Consider the following 22,590-nt stretch of genomic DNA (forward strand, 5'->3'; position numbering starts at 1 on the left):
TCCATACCGTTCTTTAATAACACTGTGGCTTTATTTAACCCCAAAACTCGATAGCATTTTCTCCAAGCATTTTTTTCCTTTCCTCATCCAACACTTTTTTCTAACATTTCGACTACAATACCTGGTGGTGCTACATCCATTTTTACCCCTGCTGATTTCTAATCGAAATAATCTTTGTTTTTGCGCGTTAATTCAAGATTTTAGTTATATTCATAAGGTTATTAAATGTTACACAAACTTATAAAAAATCAAAAAACCGTCAGATATATCTCGACGGTCTTAACATTTAAATTATTTGTTTGAGTTAGTTCGTTTTCAATCTTCTTTGTTTTGCTTTTTCTATAATGACTTGGGACTCTGTACTTTGCTTTAAATTTTATTATTAATCGTTTTGTTCTCTCACTATAATATTATTCTCAATTATTAATGGTTTTTCTACAAAATTAATCTTTTTCATTATTTTTTGTATTACTTTCGGAAAAAAGTAAGCCCCAAAAAAAGCGCAAATAAAAGCCTGTGACCAAGTTTTTAACCATGCATGTAAAAATGTTCCATCATAACCCCTATTTATTAAGATTAATATTAATGAAATAAAAAAGGACATACTAAAAGCCATTAAAAATGCAAAAATGATATTTTTATATTTAATATTAATATTTATTATTACTCATCTCCTCATCATTTAATTTAGATACATTTTTATCTTACGAATACCTACTTATCAAAGTTAGAAAAGCTTCTACTATTTCTACAGTCATTTAAAACCTCTTTAAAAAAATTAAAATTTTCCTGATCTGAACTATAGGTCAAGATAAAAGAACATTCCTATCAAAATGGAATGTTCTTTTATTTGGCCTATTCCGATTCTTTAATAAAACTCTCTTTATTTAATCCCAGAAAATTAATCGCATTTTCTCCAAGCATTTGTTTCTTTTCCACATCCGAAACATTTTCCAACATTTCAACTATTTTCCCCGGCGGTGCTTCCCGCAACATGAATGGATAATCTGTACCCATGATAATATGATCAGCACCAAATTTTCCAAGCATAAATTGGAGATTGCACGGATCGTAAACGAGCGTATCGTAATAGAGTTTCTTCGCATAATAGCTTGGCGGCTGTTCCGTTGTGCGTATATGCGGCCAAACTTCCCAGGCTTGGTCGATTCGCGGTAATAAATACGGCAGGGACCCCCCGCCATGGGCGAAGCAGATTTTTAATTTTGGAAATTTATCAAGAATACCGCTGAAGATTAGGCTTCCTGCCGCTAGAGCTGTTTCGGACGGCATTCCGATCGAATACATAAAGTTGTGGTTTGGCATTCTCTCTACTCCGACCGTGGCCCATGGATGAACTAAAATGGGTACATCCATTTTTGCCGCTGCTTCCAGAAATCTTTGAATCTCTGGATCATCGAGGGTCTTTCCATTTGCGTTGCTGCCGATTTCAATCCCGATCAGCCCCAGCTCTTTAACTGCTCTTTCCATTTCTGCAATCGCCAAATCCGAATTCTGCAATGGTACCGTTCCAAGGCCGACAAAACGATCAGGATATTGGGCTACTACCGAAGCTATGAAATCATTTTGTGCTTTCGACAGCTCTAAACACTTTTCTACATCTGCCCAATATGTAAACGTAACGGGAATCGGAGATAAAACTTGGACATTGACACCTTCTGCATCCATTTCAGCGATGCGCTTTTCAGGATTCCAGGCATTCTCGTCGATTTTTCGGAATGACTTTCCATCCTTGTAAATTTCAGCTCCACAGCTGCACGTATGCTTTAAAATCGGAAAACGATCATCCGCATATTTTTCCGCAAAATCAGGAAAATTCTCGGGAATAATATGGGTGTGAAAGTCAACACGGAAATTCTCACCTTTTGACACGATGCTGCCTCCTTAAAGGATAATTATTGATTGATTATTGATTAACTTTTTCCAAGTCTTCCTTTATCAATTTACCAACTTTTCCCCATCCTGGTTTAGGTCTTCCTCCCCATTCATCAAGGGTATGCATGGTTGGTTCTAGACGGCGAGGCTCTCTTGGATTTTCTTCCGGAAATTCTTCCATTCCTTGACTATACTCAATCGTTAAACCGTCAGGATCCGCAAAATATAGGAAAATGCTGCCCGATGGGTGATGTTTTCCTGGCCCAAAAAGAATCGGAACATTGTTATCCTTTAATCTATTAACTTGAATCCCTACATCATCTACACGTTGAGCTTGATAAGCAAGGTGATTTAATTTATTTTCTTTTCCTTTTGTCAGGGCAAAATTATGGTGAAATGGAGTTCCAGCTGCCCTTAACCAGGCCCACCCCGTTTCCCTTCCTTGGATATCTGAAATGTTGAAGTTCAAAACAGTCGTAAAGAAATCAAATAATTCGTCAAATTTATTAGTTTCATAAACGACATGAAGAAGTCTCGTAATTCTGGCCTTCTTAGGAACAAATGGTGTACCCATTTGCATAATTTGCACATAGAATTCATACGTTACCCCTAAATATGGATCTTTAAAACGCAATGTTCTACCTTGGGCCAAATTTTGGCACTCCTCTGCGCTTAATTCGACAGGATTTACACCTTGTTTCGTTAAATGGTCAAACACTGCTTGAAATTGGTCTGCCTTTTCAAGCTCAAATGCTACTCTTTTTAACCCAGGTTCTTCTCCTTGTTCAAGGATTAAATTGTGATGGTCCCAGCTGCATCGAAGGTATGCGGCATCAAGAACCCGTTCAACAAATTCCATACCAACAATATTTTCATAAAAATCTACCGATTTATTAAGATCAGTCACGCTTAACACAACATATCCCAACTTTTTATAACGAATCATTCAAAAACCTCCTATATTATAGTAGAGTGTCTGACCCTCATAGCTTAACCGCGTTAATGTGTTAATTCGTATAATCCATAATCAAAATCTGACTTCATATTATAAAATGATACTTACTTTTCCGTGCGGGCGGAGACTGTCCAATTTGAGAATGACTTTCTTGGATTGAATCTTTAATTCTCCATTTTCTTTTACCAAGATGTATTCGTTGACCCCGACATAATTGTCCATTACTTCACGTTTCGTACGGTAGGTAGAGAAATTGCATCTGACTTTTACGGCATCCTCTTCATTATTAACGATTCTTACATTCATCACATTGTGGAGAGTAGTGGAGTGCGGGTATTCTACATGGGCTTCTCTTTTCAGTAATCGTAACGCCCGCTGTTCTAAACGAGCACGATCATCATGAACAAAGAAAAGCGATTTTTTAAAATCCGCATCAGGATTTCCGATGGGCGGAATCACATACGTTCCATTGCTTGCGAATAATGCAGCCCACTCCTTTAACTTAAACTCATCAAGAAGCTCAGACTCATGGAATAAAAAATCTTCAATTTCCTGACGTGTTATGTTCATACTTCCACCTTCCCATCTTCTTCTTTTTTGCTTTCCGCTGCTGTCATCCGTTTATCCCATTCACGCCAAAAGGCACGCATTTGTTCTTCATCTGTCGCTTGGGGAATTTCCCTGTTCATTCCTTTGGAAATATCATTCCATCCGACTTCTTTAGTATTTAAAAAGCCTTCCTGGCATAGTTCAAGTGCTTCATTATCATCCGGAGTCGCAAAACCGCCTGGCCCTAAAAACTCTAAGTAGCTGTCATTCCGTACCTCTCTGAAACCGTCTGTTTCATTTATAGGAGATAAACCATAGGCGGTTACTTGCATATAACCCGGTTCAATCGGATAAAAGGTTCTGATTGCAATCGCCATGATGTCATTGATGACCAGGTTAGGGAAAATTAAAATATTACGGTTCTTTTTCGAAATGCGGTGGGCTCTTTCTTCGCCAAATTTTTCTACTAAGCGGGCATTGATTTTGTCGATAATTTCTTTCGCCTCTTCACCATAACCTTCAATCCATTTTCCGATTGGTCTTGGCCACGGGGCATAATATTCCATTACGGCATGTCCATTCCCCAGAGCGCGTGCTTCCCCTGCAAGACTGTCTTTTTCCATTATTCCGCCACGGGTAGCAACAATATCAAAATAGGTTTTATGGGTTGGTACCCCGTGGTATAAATCAAAACTATTTTCACAAAGTAATTTCCAGTTCGCTCGTACGCTATATTCTTGGGAATCCTGCAAAACTTCCATTCCAACTTCTGTTTGATCTGCCACCAAGTCGAGATACTCTTTTGCACCTGCCAGGTATTCCTCTAATGAAATGGCGTTGTCATCAAAGTTAACGAATACGAAACCGCGGTAACTTTCAAGTCGTTTGACAGCCAGCATATTTTTGGAGCCATCGCAGTTATGGTCTTCCAAGAAACCATATTTATCAGGTAATCCGACTAATTCCCCTTGCGTATTAAAGCTCCATGCATGATAGAAGCAGCGGAATACTTTTGAGTTTCCTTTTCCTTCACGGCAGACGAGCGCACCCCGGTGTGGACAGGAGTTATATAATGCCCTTATTACCCCATCATTGCCGCGGGTGAATAAAAGGTTTCGTCCCCCAACTTTTCTTCTATGAAAATCCCCTTTATTCGGTACTTCTGATTCATGCCCGATATATAACCAGCATTTATCAAAAATTTCATTGCGTTCGATTTCTAAAATTTCCGGATCAATAAAAACTTCACGATTTACTTTGAATAAACACTTCTGTTGATCATCCTTAAGATAATTGCTCATTGGCTCTCCCCCTAAATAAGTTTTTTTAGTAAACCTGCTCATCATCTGTGTCAGTTCTGAATGAGGTTTTAGAAAACCTTAAAATCATTTTTATTGCATCTTGCTTCCGCCATTTAAAAATCCCTCCGTAATTTTGTTTCACCATATTCGGCAACACTCTGTATCATGACCACAGCACGGTCCAGTGGTTACGGCCGATTGTTGTTTTTAAGGGTACGGTGTTTGTTCAAGGAACGGAAGAATTACGCTTCAGGCGGCATTATTGACAAGACTGTCGATTTTGTCCCATTTATGTATGGGTTCTTCAACCATCTGGATAACGTTTTCATCCTATGATAGATCACCAATAAAGTAGTCTGTTTCCCGCCCTGTTAATACTTCCTCGGAGACTTTCTGCGAACGTTCGAGATTGGTTCCTGTAACCAATACAGTCGCACCTGCTTGTGATAAACCAATTGCAACCGCTTTCCTAATTCCTTGTAAAGAACCTGTTTCAACGGCTACTCTCCCTTCCAAAAGATAGGCTTGTGATTGACTCGACAAGCTAAAATCTCCTCCTTTCCTTGTAAAAATGGTCTGTTTCCTTTTTGTCGTGCAACTTTCAATTGCACAAAAACTAGCATCGATCCGGATACCTCAGCTAAATGTAATCGCATCCAAAACTTAACTCAGTGTACTTAGGTAAACTGCGTTTAATGCATTTTCCAGATACTATCTGAACATTTTGACATAATAAATATCAGAATATTATCTTAATTGATTTAATTTTAAATCTTTTTTTTGTGAAAATCTAATCGAAATATTCTTACTTTTAGTGCCTAAATTCAAGATATTATTTATATAAACATTATGAATATGCTGTCAATTCACGTGCAAAGAGATGATTTAAGAGGAATAATTAAAAGATTTCGTTTGTCCTGAGTAAATTCTAAAGACATTTAAATGGACATGACATAATAAAAAAAGGGTAAGGGGTGCTCGAAATTATAAAAAGGATAAACTAAAAGAATCTTTATATTTGTTTTTGATAATCTAGATTTGATGCACTTTTATACGATTTGATCACAAAAAAAATGAGCCATATGATTTCCAATTCTATTAACCTCTCTTATGATAAGAAGTGACTAAACTTACTTCTTATGAGAGGACGAATAGGATAATCAAAATGGCTTAATTTCATAATATCAAATTCTTAAAAAAGGTTGGTTTTTGTCGGTATCTCCTGGTTCCTACATTAAGGCTTGTAGCTTTCCCCACATTTTTCGTAGCGATTTACCCAATTAAGTATAGTTTGAGGACTACCAATGCTAAATTTCTTTACCTGTTCTCTTAATCCTCCCCCTCCTTCTAAATACTCTGATACAATCTATTTTCTAAAATACTTGAAAACTATTAAAAACCTCCTAAATTTGGATTATTATTCCAACCTAAGGGGGTAACTTCATTAAGTTGCCTTTTTCTAATGCTAAAATATTGTTAATTACAGTTTTATTTATTGCTAATAAAGTTACCTTCCCTCCGAAAAGAGAACCCGGTTACTTTTCCTCCTGGCTCCTATTTGTTGAAACTGGATGAATTACATAATAGAATCCTAAAATACTTTCAATCTCTCCTATATCTAAATATTCATCTGATGAATCTTTAAGCACTATCTGTGCATCTTGAATATCCAATTTCTCTAGTTTTTCAATGAGTTCAGATACTGTCATTTTATATTTTCCTCCATAATTATTTACCGATGTCTGCAATTTTTTTATAATGAGTCTGCACCTGGAAGATAGACCTGAAAACAATAGATTAACATGATAAAAAATTCGTTAATGAAACAATTAATTCAGACAGATACAAAAAATTACCAATTCAACAAGATGAATGGGTATGCCTTTAAATCTATTTTTACTATGGCTAATCATAACGATATGAGTAATAACAAGAAGAGGGGTAGTGAACCTCGCTTAAGGGGATGTCAATACCTCAGGTATATCGACAAACCCGAATATTTTCGAATTTGTCGACAGTCTGAACTCCCTTTCAAAAAATATAGGGAGTTTTAATTTTTTTTTTCTAAGGTTGTGAAAAATTACCTTTATAATAACAACTAATAGTTTGTCAATTTTCTAGAACAAAGTTACTAGACTCATGCTTATTCGTTTATTTTCTATCAGAAACCGGTACACCGGCAACTCCCCAATGAGTTTTTGGCATTTCATTTACCAATACTCGAACGCTAGTTTTTGGTACAACTAATGTTTCAACAACAGTATTAGTAATATTTTCAATTAATGCTTTTATTTTTTCAGGTGGTCTGCCTTCCAAAATACTTACTTGAATAAGTGGCATGGTAATTCCCCTTTCATAAATTATATTTTCCTATTGTAATATGTTTTAAAATTGCTCATTTATTTACCAACAGAGAAAGTTACTTCGCCCAGGCCATCAAATTTACCTGAAACTACGTCGCCAACTTTTAACAATATTGCACTTGTTAAGGCTCCCGATAATATGATTTCGCCCTTTTTAATTTTATCTCCTTTTCTGGCGAGCATGTTTGCCAATACTGCAATGGCATTTGCAGGATTTCCCAAAACAGCAGCTCCAGCGCCCAATTCTTTAATTTGGCCATTAATCGATAAGGTTGCCCCTACTAATTCAAGTTCAAAGTCATTTGGTTTTCGAAGTGTATTACCGAATACGACCCTTGAAGTAGATGCATTATCAGCAATTACATCTGTGTGGGTAAAGTTAAAATTTTCATAACGGCTATCAATAATTTCAAGTGCAGGTAAAACATACTCTGTTTTAGCTAACACTTGTGAGCCGGTAATTCCTGGTCCTTCAATATCTTCGCCAATCAAAAACGCAATTTCTGCCTCTACTTTTGGATGGATCAGATCAGAATATGGAAGAACACCAGCGTTATCGATCAACATATAATCAAACACATATCCATAAATTGGCTCAGTAACGCCCATTTGTTCCCACTTCGCCTTGCTTGTTAATCCCATCTTAGGGCCAATGATTCTTCGGCCTTCGTCTAATTTTTTTTGAACAAGCAGTTCCTGTGCCTCATAAGCTTCCTCAACTGTTAAATCAGATTTAAACGTCTTAGTTACCTTTACAACTTCACGTTTTTCTACTTCTGCAGCAACTAAGTAATCAGCAATTTGTTTAATAATATCACTTGCCATTCCTTTTCCTCCTTTGATCCAGATTCAGTATCTATTTAAGGCAATTATTTAAAGTTAACGCTTACTTGACCAAGATGAGCAAATCTTGCTGTAACATTATCGCCCGGATTAACGACAACCATGCCGGAAAGTGCACCCGAAAGAATTACTTCACCTGCTTTAAGAGTAATATCATAATCTGCTAAACGATTCGCCAGCCATGCAACACAAGTTGCCGGATTTCCAAGTGCAGCTGCTCCAACACCTGTATTGACAACTTCACCATTTTGCAAAAGTACCATGCCCATTAATTCCAGATTAATATCTTTAATTTTTGTAGGCTTGCCACCCAATACAAATAATCCGGATGAAGCATTATCAGCGACCGTGTCTGGTAGCTTAATTTTCCAATCTTGTATCCGACTATCAACAATTTCTAAAGCAGGAACAACATAATCTGTTGCTTGCAGCACATCAAGAACAGTCACATTCGGACCTTTTAAATCTTTCTTTAAAATAAATGCTATTTCACCTTCTACTTTTGGCTGAAGCATGGTTTCACAAAAAATAGTACCGCCATTTTCAACGACCATGTTGTCTAATAGATGTCCATAGTCAGGCTCATCAACACCCAACATTTTTTGTACGGCAACAGAGGTTAATCCAATTTTTTTGCCAACAATTTTCTGTCCTTCAGCTACCTTATTTTTAATATTTTCCAATTGAATATAATATGCCTCATCGACAGTAATTTCTGGATCTACCACAGTTAACGGATTAATTCCAACGCGTTTTTTTTCAGATTCTAATAATTTAGCAGCAATCTTTTCAATTTTACTAGTCAATTGAATATATCCTTTCTATTATAAACGTATTTTAAGACTGTTTAGTATAAGCCGAGAAACATTCAAAAAAGTTGCACGGTATATCTTATTTAAACCGTGCAACATATCTATGATAAAAACTAAAAATTAAAGTTTAACACAAATATTAGTTATTTCAGTGTAGAATTCCCAACTGTGACTACCGCCAACACGACCTAGTCCACTGTCTTTCGTACCCCCAAATGGAGTTCTTAAATCACGTACGAACCAGCAGTTGATGTAAGATAAACCTGATACAATTTTTTGAGCTACACGATGTGCACGACGGATATCGTTAGTCCAGATTGTATTACTTAAGCCCACGCGAGTATCGTTTGCAGCCGCAATTACTTCTTCTTCTGTGTCGAATGGAATAACTGTAACAACTGGCCCAAAGATTTCTTCACGAACACAACGAGAGCTGTCATCTAAACCAGTAATAATAGTAGGTTCTATGAAATATCCTTTATCCAATCCTTCAGGACGTTTACCTCCTGTAACGAAAGTTCCGCCTTCTTCTTCAGCAATTTTTAGGTAGCTCATTACTTTATCGTAGTGTACTTTAGCAACTAATGCGCCTTGATCGTTGGCCATATCAAATGGGTCGCCAACTTTTAATTCTCTTGTTTTGGCTGCAAATTTTTCAAGGAATTCTTCATAAATTGGACGCTCAACGTAAATTCTTGAACCGCATACACAAACTTCCCCTTGGTTTGTAAAACTTGATCTAATAGTTGTTGCAACTACTTCATCAATATCTACATCCGCAAAGATAATGTTAGGGTTTTTACCGCCTAACTCGAAAGAGAGCTTTTTCAATGTAGGAGCAGCTTCTTCCATGATCTTAGTACCTGTTGATACTTGACCGATAAAGCCGATACCTGAAATGTCAGGATGTTTGTTGATTGCACTTCCAGCACCAGGTCCAAAACCGTGAACTAAGTTTACAACTCCATCTGGAACACCAGCTTCTTTAAGTATTTCCATTAATTTTGTTGCTGTCATTGGAGTTAATTCAGATGGCTTAATAACTACAGTGCAGCCTGCAGCTAAAGCTGGAGCTAATTTCCAAGTTAATAAGAATAATGGAAGGTTCCATGGCTGGATTAATCCGACTACTCCGATTGGGCGGCGATATCCGTAGTTAAGCGCATTATGAACTTCATCCTGGTATGCTTCTGTTCCTATAGAAAGCATGTAGTCAGCAAAGAAATGGAAGTTTGCTGCTGCACGAGGTGCATCAACGTGACGTGAGAATTTAAGATGCTTACCAGTATCTAATGATTCTAATTGTGCAATTTCTTCTTGTCTTGCTTCAAGAATGTCACCAACTTTGCGGATAATTCTTGAACGTTCATTTACAGTCATTTTTCCCCATGGGCCTTCTTCAAAAGCACGTTTAGCAGCTTTTACAGCTAAATCAATATCTGCCGAGCTTCCTTCTGCAACTGTACCATAAACTTCTTCAGTTACAGGGTTGACGTTATTAAACGTTTTTCCATCTACAGATTCAACAAATTTACCGTCGATATAATGTAAACAATCAAATGGTTTTACGATAGGTTCAACTTCTGTTTTAGTTTCGATTTGTACCATTCATAATTCCTCCTTGGCTGGTCGTCTGATTCCTTCTTGTCGAGACTATCAAATGCAGAAAACTAGCATCGAACCCGTGCACCTCAGCCAAATGTAATCGCATCCAAAAGTTAACCCAACGTGCAACGGTAATCAGCGTCTAATGTATTTTTCAGATAATAACAATATTTTAAAATGTTAATATTTAAATATATCGGAATATTATCTTAATTAATTTAATTTTAAATCTTTCGACCATGTAATTCTAATCGAAATTATCTTTCTTATAGCGCCCGAATTCAAGATTTTATTTATATATAAACACAATGAATATGCTGTTAATAAAATAGTAAACCCTTGTTTCTTCCAGTTACATTTCGAGAAAAAATGGGATTAAACATATCATTCAATATAATTTTTGTATCAATCCGTTTTGCAAGTGGTTCGGAAGCCACAAACACAATTTACTGTGGTCAAGAATAAACCTTATCGGTACAAACTCAACTCATCCGGAAAGCGGGACACAAATCATTTCAATGTATTAGAGCATCGCACAGGAAGTAGAACACTGAATCCGTATTAATTCTGTGAAGGATGTTGTGTCTGAATACCAATTTCATAAGAAAAGTATGTAAATTCAGATAACAATCCAGTTGAACATCCTTCCTATTTAGACGACCTATACGAAATAGTTAAACTCTAATAAAAGTGGATTCTTTTTTCATTTTTTTAGCGCAAACCAAATTGGGTGAGAAAAGTTTATATACAAGGCTATAGCTTAAATCTTAAATTTCTATGAAGGAATCAGATTAAATGATATTTTCTCTCTAACGCTAAGAAGAAGAAATAGTTTTAGTTCCGCCTGTTTGCCACAAAAGGAACATTTAATTTTTGTTTGGGCAGACATTTTTTTTACATGTGGAACAGGGAGTAATTCCAATCCTTTTGTGAGATGTTCTTTACAAACCATTACCATAATGAATGCTCCTTTCTAATTAGACTCTACTCGAGCAAAATAAGTAAATGATAAACCAACGATTGCATCTGCCTTCCCAATTCCTTGTGAAGAACCTGTTACAACGGCTACTCTTCCTTCCAAAAAATAGGCTTGTAATTAACTCGACATGCTAAAATCTCCTCTTTTCCTTGTAATCTCTTTTTTGGTTTGTAATGAAAAAGGGCTGTTTCCTTTTTATCTTGCAACTATCAAATGCACAAAAACTAGCATTGATCCCGGATGCCTCAGCCAAATGTAACCGCATTCAAAACATAACACAGTGTGCTATGGTCTAAAATCGCAATTAAAATATATCAGAATATTATCTCTATTAATTTAATTTTAAATCTTTTCCCCATCTAATTCTAATCGAAATAATCTTTCTTCTAGAGCTAAAATTCAAGATTTTATTAATATATAAACACAATGAATACATTGTAAGGGCAAATTCACAAGAGAAATTTTGTTGCTGTTTATACCATCTTGTTTTCTCCTCCTAATATGGCTCTGATTTTTTAAATAAGAATTATTAATCAATACAGTAATATTTTCTCCTTCTAGATCCCCTTATTGACTTACAACTATAAAAAATATTTTAAAAAAACCGCCTTTTTACAAATTATATTCTATTAGATATTTCAATAGCTTTTTATTACACTATAAACATTCAGAAAATTTAAATATGTATAAAATATTTATTTTCTGAATGTTTAAGACAAAGGTGATTCTATAAGTTAATGGAAGATTTAGGGTTATATAAAAAGGGGGGAAAATGAAAATGCCATTATTAATGGTTGCACTTGGGGTTATTCTATTAATTATTTTAATCACGGTCTTCAAATTAAACGCTTTCATCACATTGATTATTTCCTCGTTTGTTGTGGCGCTGGCATTAGGGATGCCGCTAGGTGAAATAGTCACTTCAGTAGAAACTGGATTAGGAGGCACTTTAGGACATATAGCGCTAATCTTAGGTTTCGGAGCGATGATTGGTCGTTTGATCGCTGATGCCGGTGGAGCCTATCGAATTTCAATGACATTAATCGATAAGTTTGGAAGAAGTAATGTGCAATGGGCAATTGCTGCTTCTTCCTTTATCGTAGGAATTGCTTTATTCTGGGACGTTGCCTTTATTCTATTAGTTCCAATCATCTATATGATTTCTAAGGAACTAAAGATCTCCATTACACACTTTGGCCTTACGTTAGCAGGTGCTTTAGTTGTCGCACACAGTTTCTTGCCACCTCATCCAGGAATCACTGCCGTTACACAGGAGTACGGAGCAGACCTCGCCATGGTATTAATATACGGAATCATTATTGGGATACCAACAATTGTAGTTGCGGGAGTTTGGTTTCCTAAAATCAACAAAAAGTGGATCCCAAGTGCTTTTGAAAAAACAGGCAATGCGGAAGCAATAGGAGATCAAAAAATATGGAAATTAGAAGAAACACCTAGATTTGGAATCAGTGTCTTAACAGCAGTATTCCCGATTCTATTGATGTTTGCAGCAGCTTTTTTAGATATTTTTCAAAAACAATTGGGATTTGCCGATAATCTTTTAGTTGTAATTATTCGTCTTGTCGGAAACGCTCCAGTAGCTTTGTTAATTTCACTATTATTAGCTATATATACAATGGGATTTGCCAGGAAAACTCCAATGAAAGACTTAACGTCCTCTGCAGGGGCATCCATAAACGCGATTGGTTTGCTATTCTTAATTACTGGTGGTGGTGGTGCATTCAAACAAGTTATTATAGATGGCGGAGTTGGGGAATATATTGCTAGTCTGTTTACTGATGTTTCCATTTCTCCAGTTCTTCTTTCGTGGATTATTGCCGTAATTTTCCGTACTTGTTTAGGTTCAGGAACTGTTGCAGCATTATCAACTGCCGGATTGGTCCTTCCAATGCTAGAATCATATCCTGAGGCAAACTTAGCACTTGTTGCTCTTGCTACTGGAGCGGGAACAGCTTTTGCTTCACACGTAAATGATCCTGGCTTCTGGATGGTAAAAGAATTTTTTGGCTTATCAATGAAAGAAACATTTGCGACATATACGATTCTTTCATCAGTAGCATCAATTGTTGGAATTATTCTTGTCCTCTTAATGGATACTTCTGTCATATTAGCTGGTGTAACCATTGCAGCTATCCTAGTTGCTGCAGTTTTTATTCATACGATTGAAGGGGCTGGAAATAAGAAGAAGCAATTTAAAAATATTTCTGTTTAATCTTTATATATTAACATAACACCAAGAAAAGCTATTTGATAAATTCCTTTCATAATGAAGTTACTATTATAAAAATAAATAGCAAGATGCTTCCTATTTTTAATAGACTTTCTATTCTAATTATGAAAAATGGAGAAAATATAATACGAAATGGGGTTTTTAAATGAAGATCATTACAGTACTTGGAGCAGGTATTATGGGTCATGGCGTTGCTCAATTACTTGCACAAGCAGGATATATTGTACGTATTCAAGCTAGACGCGAGACATCATTGGAAACAGCAAAAAAAATGATTACGAACAGCCTGAAAATCATGGTTGATAAAGGAATGCTGTCACAAGAAAAAATGGATCAGACTTTGGATAATATTAAATACACAACAGATTTACTTGAAGCGATCCAGGATACCGATTTTATTCTAGAATCTATTCCAGAAGTGCTTGAGACAAAATTAGATACTTACCAGATTATTGAAAGCATTGTCTCTGAAAAAACGATTATTGCATCTAATACATCTACTTTCCCTTTAAAAGAATTAACACAAAGAGCAAAACATCCAGGAAGATTTATCATTACACACTACTTTAACCCTCCACAACTTGTACCAATTGTAGAAATTGCTAAATTTGAGAAGACAGATGAAAATGTCGTAAAAGTAACTTATGACCTAATGAAAGAAATCGGTAAAACTCCAGTAGTACTGAAAAAAGAGATTACCGGCTTTATCGTTAACCGCATACAAGTAGCCTTTCTACGGGAATGCTTCAACTTAATTGAATTGGGAGTATGTACGGCAGAAGATATTGATATCGCTGTAAGAGGAAGCATGGGCTTTAAATGGGCTTTCTGCGGACCAATGGAAAGTCAGGATTTAGCAGGTCTGCAAACAACACAAGCTATGGTATACAACATCGAGCAGGATTTATCAAATACAAGAGAAGTTCCTAAATTCTTAAAAGAAATGGTTGAAAAAAGTGAACATGGTATTCGTTCAAATAAAGGTTTCTATGAATACGATGATAATGGGGCAAAAGCAATTTATACACGTGATGATAATTTCCTAGATCTTCTAAAATTAATTCAAGACAAAGAAGCAAAGAAGGAAAAAAAAGCATCTGCAGTTAAATAAGCAATGTGACAGTTTAAAAATAGTGAGAAAGAAGTTGGTTTAGCCTGCTTCTTTTTTTTGCTCCGTACAGCGTCTCCGATTCTGGGATAGGAAAAGCTTTTGTTGATTAACTTAGATTTACCCTCGGACCCAAGAAACACTTATTTTAAGTTCAACTCTCCTGTTACTTGAAGAAGAAAAAGGCTACTGAAGAAATATTTCCTTCAAAGGCGAATTCCCTTCTTAGTTCAAAAGCTATTTATTGTTTAGCGCTTTTCTCTGACCCCCTTTTATATATTGTTTGAGGCCCTCAAGAATTGTTCTTAAGGGCTATTTTTTTCTCCATGTTGTATGCTCACTTTCCCACACCACCAATAGTTTTATGACACCAAAAAAGGGGACGTTCTCCACTTAGGTATGGAACGTCCTTTTACAGTACTAAGACGAAGAGTCATCATCGTCACCACAACAATTTGCCACATCTTGCTATAGACGATCAACTAAAAAGATCATTTATTGTTAAAGATACACAATCGGCTTACCTTTTATTACTGAGTTTAAATATTAATATAATGTATATATAATAGTAATAAAGCAATTTACAATGTAATCAGAAATAACAACAATCATATAATAAATTCTTTGAGAAGATTAATATTCCAGTTAATCTATTACAAGGAATATTATCTCTTCGCAAATAAAAAGTCTCGTGAATTCTTTTCGAGACTTTTTTGATCTATTATGAATGGTAATATTTTTATAGATACACTCAGTTTTGAAGACTGTCGAGGACACCAGTGGTCACTTCAGCTTCATAATTTTGTGTAACATCAAGGGATATCGGCAGTCTCTTGATTGTTTTTTAGACCGTTTTCCCTCAACCTCTACTCTCCCCTTCCTGAATAGAAGTTTCTATTTTAAATACCGCCTAAAATAAATCCAGGCCTATAATTAGGTGCGGAGTGAAACGAACAGCGCTTCTCTATTAGGACTACTTCTCTTCAAAAGAACATTCCTTTAGTGGAACAATCTTTGTTTTATGAATTAATTTATACCCGAGCCATACTGCCAAAAAGATCGGTAAACCAATATAAGACACGGCTACTCCATACCAATCAATCTCACTAGTTATAAAAGCTTGATAATTTTGGCCTAAAACAACAAAGACACAAATGCCTAAAGCGAGAATCGGACCGAATGGGAACCATTTAGCTCTAAATTTCAAATCATTTATGTCCTTGCCCTGGGCGATATATGCTTTTCTAAAACGGTAGTGGCTGACAGCAATTCCAATCCATGCAATAAATCCAGTTAAACCGGACGCATTTAATAACCATGTATACACTTGATCTCCAAAAATGGAACTTAAAAAGGCCAAGCCTCCGATAATGGTGGTTGTGACCAGGGCATTCATTGGAATCCCGCGATTATTTACTCTTTGTAAAAATTTAGGGGCCTGTCCGTCTTTTGCCATCGACCAAAGCATTCGAGTCGATGCATATAAACCAGAAGTCCCTGCCGATAAGACCGATGTCAAAATAACTGTATTCATTACAGATGCCGCAAAGGCAATGCCCACTTTCTCAAATACAAGGGTAAAAGGGCTGACAGCGATACTGTCGACATCTCTGCCCAACAGATTAGGACTTGTATAAGGAATTATAAGGCCAATGACAGCAATGGCGATAATATAGAACAGAAGAATACGCCAAAATACTTGTCGAATCGCCTTTGGTACATTTTTCTCCGGCTCTTCACTTTCTCCTGCAGCAATCCCGACAAGTTCCGTTCCTTGAAAAGAAAAACCTGCGATGAAAAAAATACTTAAAATGGATAAAAGACCGCCATGAACCGGAGCATCGCCTAAAGTAAAGTTTTTAAACCCGATAAACTGCCCTCCTAGAATACCGAAAATGGTAAGCAAACCGACTCCAATGAAAACAATGATTGTTACTACTTTTATCAAGGAGAACCAATACTCGGATTCTCCGTAACTTTTAACCGACAACGCATTCAATAAAAAGATTAATCCTAAAAAAAGTGCACTCCATAGGATGCTCGGTACATCTGGAAACCAAAACTTCATTATAATAGCGGATGCCACTATTTCAACCGCAAGTGTGACGGCCCAGTTAAACCAATAGTTCCATCCAAGCGCAAAACCAAATGCCGGATCAACAAAACGGCTGGCATATGTTGAAAAAGATCCCGAAACCGGTATTAACGTAGCCATTTCTCCGAGACTAGTCATCAAAAAGTAAACCATGATGCCAATAGCACCATACGCAATTAGCGCTCCACCTGGTCCTGCCGTCTGAATGGATGCCCCTGTTGCTAAAAATAACCCTGTCCCGATTGACCCTCCAATAGCAATCATCGTCAGGTGACGTGCCTTTAGGTTGCGTTTCATTTGCTTTTCGCTCTCAATAGTATTTCGATTTTTCTGATTTTTATCTGTATAGCTTTTGATTGCTTCCATGTCTTGTCTCCCTTCCATTTTGAACACTAAGAATCTATCTAACTATAAGAATCTATTATTGCAGATTGTTTGGACAATTTATCCCTTCTTGAAGATAGCTGGGATAAATTGTCCATAAGAAAGTTCATTACTGGTGTTATCGAAAAACGGGAGACGGCTCGCTATTTATTTGGAAAAATCAAAGTAGTTTCGCTTCAATAAGCGCGGAGCAGCCATTAAGGTTTCATACTTCATACTTTTTTCTAGTAGGGAAGAATCAATCAAATATAGCTGATCCTCGATTTCTTTTACCGTAGTATCTGTTTGATAGTTCATTCCACATTCCAGGCATAGAATGGACGGTGTACCCTGAATTTCAATTACTTTTGTTCCATCGGGAAGTTCCCAATACACTGTGTTGCGCGATTCATGTACTGTTTCGGATTCGCACCATTGACAAATCAACATTATTCCTCCTTTGCTCCCACCATCTCGTACTTGCTCATTTGCGCCTGGAACTTTTTCTCTTTTAACTCGTCCCGTTTATCCCTTTTATCCTTTAAAGAGCTATGCTCAGGATTTTCCCGGTACGTTTTACGGCGGTCTAAACGTTTTAAACCTTCTGGGGTCAAGTTAAATTTGGTATCATCAATAAGAGACAGAACACCATTGCTTTCAAACTTTTCAAATACTTCAGGATAAACCTTTTTATAATAATCTTCTGCACTTCCTGCCACATAGTTTACTGGTTCAGGATAAGAGGTAATGACACCTTCAAAGTTACGTAATACGACTTTATTGGAGCTTTGAGAAATAATGTAGTTCGGCTGCAATGGAATTTTACCGCCTCCGCCAGGGGCATCTACGATAAATGTCGGAACGGCATAACCCGATGTATGGCCGCGGAGTCCTTCCATGATTTCCAATCCTTTACTGATTGGAGCACGGAAATGACCAATCCCCTCTGATAAATCGCATTGGTAAATGTAATATGGGCGAACACGAATTTTAACAAGATCATGCATAAGCTGTTTCATGATTGGAACACTGTCATTGATCCCTGCCAAAATAACCGCCTGGTTACCAACCGGAACACCAGTGTTAGCAAGCATTTCACAAGCGCGCTTCGATTCTTCTGTAATTTCTATGGATGTATTGAAATGTGTATTTAGCCAAACTGGGTGATACTTTTTCAAGATATTACAAAGATTTTCGGTAATTCGCTGCGGGAACACGACAGGTGCCCGTGTACCGATGCGAATAATTTCAACATGCGGAACCTCACGTAAATTTTTTAAAATATATTCTAAAATATTGTCATTGATAAGGAGACCGTCTCCTCCGGAGATTAACACATCTCTGATTTGCGGATTTGAGGCAATATAATTTATCGCTGTGTCTAACTGTTTCTTTGGCACGCCCATTCCAATTTGTCCGGAAAAACGTCTTCTGGTACAGTAACGGCAGTACATGGAGCATTGATTTGTTACCAAGAACAGTACGCGGTCAGGATAACGATGGGTTAACCCTGGTACTGGTGAATCCTCATCTTCGTGAAGGGGATCTTCTAAATCATATTTTGTTTTATGCAGTTCCTGAGAAATCGGCACAGACTGCATTCTAACCGGACATCTTGAATCATCCTGATCCATAAGAGATGCATAATATGGCGTAATATTTAACGGAATTGTTTTCGTTGAGATTTTAACGCCTTCTTCTTCCTCAGGTGTTAAGTTAACAACTTTCTTTAAATCTTCTAAATTTTTGATTGTATTGGTCAGCTGCCAAACCCAATCGTTCCATTGCTCATCGGTTACATCCTTCCAAAGCTCGATTTCTTTCCAATGTCTTTTTGGTTTGAATAAAGTGTTTCTCATTAGTAACTCCCCCTAAAATGGTTGATTTTTTATGACCCCTTTAATGAATTCTCTGTTTATTAAGAAATGGAGTATTCCATATAGTAGCGATTTTCGCCTTCTCCAAATTCATCGAATCTCGTCTCTTTTATAGCAAATCCCATTTTTTCATAAAGCTTAACAGCTGACTTATTTTCAACGTTGACCGTTAAGCATACTTTTTGAAATCCATCTTGCTTCAAAATCGGATAAATCTCCTGTAAAAATAATTTCCCTATGCCTTTTCCCTGCTGATCTGAGCGGACATAGAATCCAAAAATATAGGCTTTATGAATATCGTGGTAAGCTCTCATCACTTCGCAAATCGCAATCGGTCTTGGATCACTTTCCTGCCGATACTGAATGAGTTTCCCATAACGTGTAAGCGGGACAAGTGTTTGTTCATCTACTGCTCCAAATCCCGGAAATGCATCTTTCTCAAGCTCCATCATCATTGTCAGCTGATCCGGCTTCAATGCAGCCGGTACTTCGATATAATAGGTTTTTTTCATTGTTTCCATCGTTCTTTCTCCCTCCGTTCCACTTCATATTCGATATCATCCAGCGGCCAAATTGGCTTAGGAATATTACGATACGTAAATGTTGATAAACAATTGGAAGCAACACCTGGCGCATCCACATAAATGATCCGGCCAACAATTGGTTCAAATGCAGCACGAAAATGATTTTTAGCCTTGAGCGCGAGAATTTTCTTGGTCGATGGCTCAAGCCCGATATGACGAAACATTGCAGGATCATTCGCTGACATCGGCCTGCCAATCAGGAGGATATCCATTTGTCCCACACGGATGTGTGCCGCTCCCTTTAAATCAACTTTTAAATGCTGATTGAAGGGGCCTGTATTTTGAAATATCCCGTCTGATAGAGCCACTACCGTAGCTTCCACTTGAACAGGTTCCCCAAATTCAGGAGACACTTTCCCACCAAGGGACAACCATACCTTTTTTCCTACTCCCGCTTTACGACAAAGCTCGAGCGATTGGGGATCATAGAGCCCTCCGAACAATATGTCGGGAATATCAAGCATCACCAGTTCCCGAAGCAGCTCTGTTGTATCGCCGCTCCCACAGCTTAAAGGATTATCTGATATGTCTGCCAGAACAACCGGACGATCGTCTTCAATAGAAAGCGCCAATTCCAGCCCTTCCTTTACACTGGGTAAATCAATGATAAATTCTTCTTTGACACTCCAGAACAAGGAACCCATCCTTTTAGCTGTCTCTTCTCCTTTTTTCGGATCAAGGGAAACAACTAGCACACTTGCACCGACCATGGGGATGTCCGAATAAGGAAAGCCGCCAAATACCGAGACATTCACAATCCCTGCTTCCAGTTCGGCTTGTTTCGCCCACTCGATCATTTTGTGCATCGGCCCTTCTGAAGTTCTCATATTGATTGAAGGAGGCATCATTGGCAATTTTTCAAAAGAAGCATAATAATTTACCTCTTCCTTTAATTGGTTCATTAAAGCCTTTGCTGCATGAACGCCTTGATCATACATATCAACATGGGGATAGGTTTTAAAGCCAAAATGTAGTGGTGTGTAATGAATCATTTTTCCACTTAAGTTTGCATGCATATCCAGTGTCGTAGCAATCGGGATCCGCGGTCCAAGAAGCTCACGAATTTTACCCAGTAAATGCTCTTCAGGATCAAAGAGATCTTCCACAACCATTGCTCCATGTAATGCCAGCAATAAACCGTCCAGCCTTCCCGCCTGTTGGATGGACTGAAGCATTTGTTTTTCGATGATCGAGTACGCTTCGGTTGATACGACCCCGGAGGGAATCGCAGCCGCACACACTAGAGGTACGATTTCGACAGCCTTTTCTTGTTCCAAAACATCCAAAAATCCGCCCACTTCCGTTTTCGTGCCCGTATAGGCATCATAAATTTCATCGCCAATAAAGTAGCCTTCATGTAGAAACTGTTCGATTTCAGTCTTTATTGGGCTGAAACTGTGGGATTCATGGTAAAAGAATGCGATACCGATACGATGTTCTTTCATATTCTCCCCCCTTGGATATATGAAGTTTAATATAGTCCTCCTGAACTTCCCGGTCCGTTTTGAAAATTAATAATTTGTATAAATTGACTTCCACTCTGTCATGACGTCAAATACATGATGGGATACTTCACGGTGACCGTTTCCTGACATTTTCATTCCTCCAAATGCAACGCCCATCTCAGCATTGGATGTACCGTTATTAATATAGACAAGTCCGCTGACCACTTCCTTGGCAGCTCGGTTTGCAAAGTGGAGACTTTGAGTATAAATAGAAGTCGACAACCCATAAATGGTCCCGTTATTTACCTCTATGGCTTCCTCATATGAATCTACTTCAATGATGGCAAGTACAGGGCCAAAGATTTCTTCCTGTGCAACGGTATCCTTCGCTTTGACATTCTCAATGATGGTTGGTTCATAATAAAAGCCTCCCAATTCATTGACACGCTGACCGCCTGAAACAATTTCCCCGCCTTCTTCGACCGCTTTTTTCACATATTGTTCGACTGTATGAAGTTGGTCTTCATTTACGAGTGGTCCCACTTGTACCCCTTCTTCAAGACCATTTCCTATTTTCATAGACTTTGTTAATTCCACCACTTTTTGTAGAAGCAATTCCTTTACCGGACGCTCCACGATTACCCTGCTTGCTGCTGTACAGCGCTGGCCAGTTGTCGTAAAGGCCGATTTTACGATTCCGTCCGCGGCTTTTTCCAAGTCGGCATCCTTCAAGACAATCACGGCGTTTTTTCCCCCGAGCTCCAATGAAATCCGTTTTAACGTTTTACTGCTCATTTCACTCAGCTGTTGTCCAACTTCAGTTGAACCCGTAAATGAAATAACTTTCACATCCGGATGCTCTGCAAGTCTTTGTCCCACAATTCTTCCCGAACCAGTAATTAAGTTTACAACCCCCGCCGGAAATCCAGCTTCATCCAAGACTTCCACAAAAATCTTTGCTGATAACGCAACCTCTGAAGCAGGCTTCCATACGACGGTATTCCCAGCAATCAGGGCTGAAAAGATTTTGTAGGAAGCAAGCGCAACCGGGAAATTCCAAGGCGTAATGCACGCTACAACTCCAAGAGGTTCACGAACCATTGTTACGTTCCGGTCTAGGAAACCTGCCGGGACTATTTCTCCAAAGAGGCGTCGTCCCTCACCGGCCATGTATTGAGCAGTTGCGATGACGACTCCTGCTTCGCCTAAAGATTCCGATAGGACTTTGCCCATCTCCATTGTCATGACACGAGCAAGTTCGTCCTTTCTCTTTTCAAACAATTGAGCTGCTTTCATTAAATATGCCGCTCGTTCTGGAATGGGGGTGTCTTTCCAATTTAAATAGACTTTATTCGCTATTTCGACAGCATCATCCACTTGTTCTGGTGTAGCAGCCGCACATATACCAACAAGTTCACCTGTTGCGGGATTTAAACTATTAAAATACGATTGATCGGGCGCAGTTACCCATTCTCCATTTATATAAAGATCTCCCTGAAGAATATCTGTTTTGATTTGGCTAGACATAAGCTTGACCTCCTTTTGTGGTATTCCGCAGAAATGAAAA

General features: G+C 37.8%; 19 protein-coding genes. 2 read left to right on the forward strand and 17 right to left on the reverse strand.

The features are described from left to right. Positions 1-382: 382 nt before the first annotated feature. From L1999_RS17800 to L1999_RS17850, 11 genes are all read right to left on the reverse strand, one after another. Entirely contained in the window at positions 383-616 is a 234-nt protein-coding gene (locus L1999_RS17800) for a DUF2798 domain-containing protein (protein WP_255286594.1), read from the reverse strand. Between the two features lie 239 nt (positions 617-855). Further along, complete coding sequence (locus L1999_RS17805; RefSeq protein WP_235739776.1) at positions 856-1,890, reverse strand: amidohydrolase family protein; 1,035 nt, start codon at positions 1,888-1,890, stop codon at positions 856-858. 34 nt (positions 1,891-1,924) lie between these two features. Further along, positions 1,925-2,839 (reverse strand): VOC family protein, encoded by a 915-nt coding sequence (locus L1999_RS17810; protein ID WP_235739778.1) that lies wholly within the window; start codon positions 2,837-2,839, stop codon positions 1,925-1,927. Positions 2,840-2,938: 99 nt separating this feature from the next. Beyond that, on the reverse strand, positions 2,939-3,418 hold the full coding sequence (locus L1999_RS17815) for an aromatic-ring-hydroxylating dioxygenase subunit beta (RefSeq protein ID WP_215041971.1): 480 nt from the start codon (positions 3,416-3,418) through the stop codon (positions 2,939-2,941). Further along, on the reverse strand, positions 3,415-4,698 hold the full coding sequence (locus L1999_RS17820; RefSeq protein ID WP_235739781.1) for an aromatic ring-hydroxylating oxygenase subunit alpha: 1,284 nt from the start codon (positions 4,696-4,698) through the stop codon (positions 3,415-3,417). The genes L1999_RS17815 and L1999_RS17820 overlap by 4 nt, the downstream gene beginning before the upstream one ends. A 330-nt stretch (positions 4,699-5,028) precedes the next feature. Further along, a complete protein-coding gene (locus L1999_RS17825) occupies positions 5,029-5,241 on the reverse strand; it encodes a Rossmann-fold NAD(P)-binding domain-containing protein (RefSeq protein WP_235739783.1) in 213 nt (70 codons plus the stop codon). A 992-nt stretch (positions 5,242-6,233) separates the two neighbouring features. Beyond that, complete coding sequence (locus tag L1999_RS17830) at positions 6,234-6,407, reverse strand: hypothetical protein (RefSeq protein WP_176541128.1); 174 nt, start codon at positions 6,405-6,407, stop codon at positions 6,234-6,236. Between the two features lie 442 nt (positions 6,408-6,849). Further along, positions 6,850-7,038 (reverse strand): 4-oxalocrotonate tautomerase, encoded by a 189-nt coding sequence (locus L1999_RS17835; RefSeq protein ID WP_235739784.1) that lies wholly within the window; start codon positions 7,036-7,038, stop codon positions 6,850-6,852. A gap of 59 nt (positions 7,039-7,097) precedes the next feature. Next, positions 7,098-7,886 carry a 2-keto-4-pentenoate hydratase gene (locus L1999_RS17840; RefSeq protein WP_235739791.1) on the reverse strand — a complete coding sequence of 263 codons (789 nt, stop codon included), beginning with the start codon at positions 7,884-7,886 and terminating at the stop codon, positions 7,098-7,100. Positions 7,887-7,930: 44 nt separating this feature from the next. Further along, on the reverse strand, positions 7,931-8,710 hold the full coding sequence (locus tag L1999_RS17845; protein WP_235739792.1) for a 2-keto-4-pentenoate hydratase: 780 nt from the start codon (positions 8,708-8,710) through the stop codon (positions 7,931-7,933). Positions 8,711-8,836: 126 nt separating this feature from the next. Next, a complete protein-coding gene (locus L1999_RS17850; protein WP_235739793.1) occupies positions 8,837-10,324 on the reverse strand; it encodes an aldehyde dehydrogenase in 1,488 nt (495 codons plus the stop codon). A gap of 1,754 nt (positions 10,325-12,078) precedes the next feature. Here L1999_RS17850 and L1999_RS17855 point away from each other — a divergent pair. Together L1999_RS17855 and L1999_RS17860 are read left to right on the forward strand one after the other, a co-directional pair. Continuing rightward, positions 12,079-13,533 carry a gluconate:H+ symporter gene (locus L1999_RS17855; RefSeq protein ID WP_235744387.1) on the forward strand — a complete coding sequence of 485 codons (1,455 nt, stop codon included), beginning with the start codon at positions 12,079-12,081 and terminating at the stop codon, positions 13,531-13,533. Positions 13,534-13,696: 163 nt separating this feature from the next. After that, positions 13,697-14,662, forward strand: a complete 966-nt coding sequence (locus tag L1999_RS17860) for a 3-hydroxyacyl-CoA dehydrogenase family protein (protein ID WP_235739794.1) — start codon at positions 13,697-13,699, stop codon at positions 14,660-14,662. A 970-nt stretch (positions 14,663-15,632) separates the two neighbouring features. On the opposite strand, the gene L1999_RS17865 is transcribed toward L1999_RS17860, so the two are convergent. The 6 genes from L1999_RS17865 to L1999_RS17890 form a co-directional block, all read right to left on the reverse strand. Beyond that, positions 15,633-17,120: an amino acid permease gene (locus L1999_RS17865; protein ID WP_275677036.1), complete on the reverse strand. Its 1,488-nt coding sequence runs from the start codon at positions 17,118-17,120 to the stop codon at positions 15,633-15,635. Positions 17,121-17,285: 165 nt separating this feature from the next. Then, on the reverse strand, positions 17,286-17,564 hold the full coding sequence (locus L1999_RS17870) for a YokU family protein (RefSeq protein WP_235744389.1): 279 nt from the start codon (positions 17,562-17,564) through the stop codon (positions 17,286-17,288). A 2-nt stretch (positions 17,565-17,566) separates the two neighbouring features. Then, positions 17,567-18,976: a lysine 2,3-aminomutase gene (gene ablA / locus L1999_RS17875; protein ID WP_235739795.1), complete on the reverse strand. Its 1,410-nt coding sequence runs from the start codon at positions 18,974-18,976 to the stop codon at positions 17,567-17,569. A gap of 59 nt (positions 18,977-19,035) precedes the next feature. After that, on the reverse strand, positions 19,036-19,515 hold the full coding sequence (locus L1999_RS17880) for a GNAT family N-acetyltransferase (RefSeq protein WP_098528243.1): 480 nt from the start codon (positions 19,513-19,515) through the stop codon (positions 19,036-19,038). Beyond that, the gene (locus L1999_RS17885; RefSeq protein ID WP_235739796.1) at positions 19,503-21,023 is read right to left on the reverse strand and encodes a M81 family metallopeptidase; all 1,521 of its coding nucleotides are present in this window, start codon (positions 21,021-21,023) and stop codon (positions 19,503-19,505) included. The genes L1999_RS17880 and L1999_RS17885 overlap by 13 nt, the downstream gene beginning before the upstream one ends. Before the next feature lie 66 nt (positions 21,024-21,089). After that, positions 21,090-22,550 carry an aldehyde dehydrogenase family protein gene (locus L1999_RS17890; protein WP_235739797.1) on the reverse strand — a complete coding sequence of 487 codons (1,461 nt, stop codon included), beginning with the start codon at positions 22,548-22,550 and terminating at the stop codon, positions 21,090-21,092. Positions 22,551-22,590: the final 40 nt, after the last annotated feature.

The sequence above is a fragment of the Neobacillus drentensis genome, from assembly GCF_021560175.1.
Classification (GTDB): Bacteria; Bacillota; Bacilli; order Bacillales; family Cytobacillaceae; genus Neobacillus; species Neobacillus drentensis_A.

Excerpts from the sequence above, each read along its gene's own strand:
- L1999_RS17835 (WP_235739784.1), bottom strand. The coding sequence starts at position 7,038 with ATGCCACTTATTCAAGTAAGTATTTTGGAAGGCAGACCACCTGAAAAA.
- L1999_RS17890 (WP_235739797.1), bottom strand. The coding sequence starts at position 22,550 with ATGTCTAGCCAAATCAAAACAGATATTCTTCAGGGAGATCTTTATATA.
- L1999_RS17865 (WP_275677036.1), bottom strand. The coding sequence starts at position 17,120 with ATGGAAGCAATCAAAAGCTATACAGATAAAAATCAGAAAAATCGAAAT.
- L1999_RS17885 (WP_235739796.1), bottom strand. The coding sequence starts at position 21,023 with ATGAAAGAACATCGTATCGGTATCGCATTCTTTTACCATGAATCCCAC.
- L1999_RS17815 (WP_215041971.1), bottom strand. The coding sequence starts at position 3,418 with ATGAACATAACACGTCAGGAAATTGAAGATTTTTTATTCCATGAGTCT.
- ablA (WP_235739795.1), bottom strand. The coding sequence starts at position 18,976 with ATGAGAAACACTTTATTCAAACCAAAAAGACATTGGAAAGAAATCGAG.
- L1999_RS17850 (WP_235739793.1), bottom strand. The coding sequence starts at position 10,324 with ATGGTACAAATCGAAACTAAAACAGAAGTTGAACCTATCGTAAAACCA.
- L1999_RS17880 (WP_098528243.1), bottom strand. The coding sequence starts at position 19,515 with ATGGAAACAATGAAAAAAACCTATTATATCGAAGTACCGGCTGCATTG.
- L1999_RS17810 (WP_235739778.1), bottom strand. The coding sequence starts at position 2,839 with ATGATTCGTTATAAAAAGTTGGGATATGTTGTGTTAAGCGTGACTGAT.
- L1999_RS17800 (WP_255286594.1), bottom strand. The coding sequence starts at position 616 with ATGGCTTTTAGTATGTCCTTTTTTATTTCATTAATATTAATCTTAATA.
- L1999_RS17855 (WP_235744387.1), top strand. The coding sequence starts at position 12,079 with ATGCCATTATTAATGGTTGCACTTGGGGTTATTCTATTAATTATTTTA.
- L1999_RS17860 (WP_235739794.1), top strand. The coding sequence starts at position 13,697 with ATGAAGATCATTACAGTACTTGGAGCAGGTATTATGGGTCATGGCGTT.
- L1999_RS17830 (WP_176541128.1), bottom strand. The coding sequence starts at position 6,407 with ATGACAGTATCTGAACTCATTGAAAAACTAGAGAAATTGGATATTCAA.
- L1999_RS17840 (WP_235739791.1), bottom strand. The coding sequence starts at position 7,886 with ATGGCAAGTGATATTATTAAACAAATTGCTGATTACTTAGTTGCTGCA.
- L1999_RS17820 (WP_235739781.1), bottom strand. The coding sequence starts at position 4,698 with ATGAGCAATTATCTTAAGGATGATCAACAGAAGTGTTTATTCAAAGTA.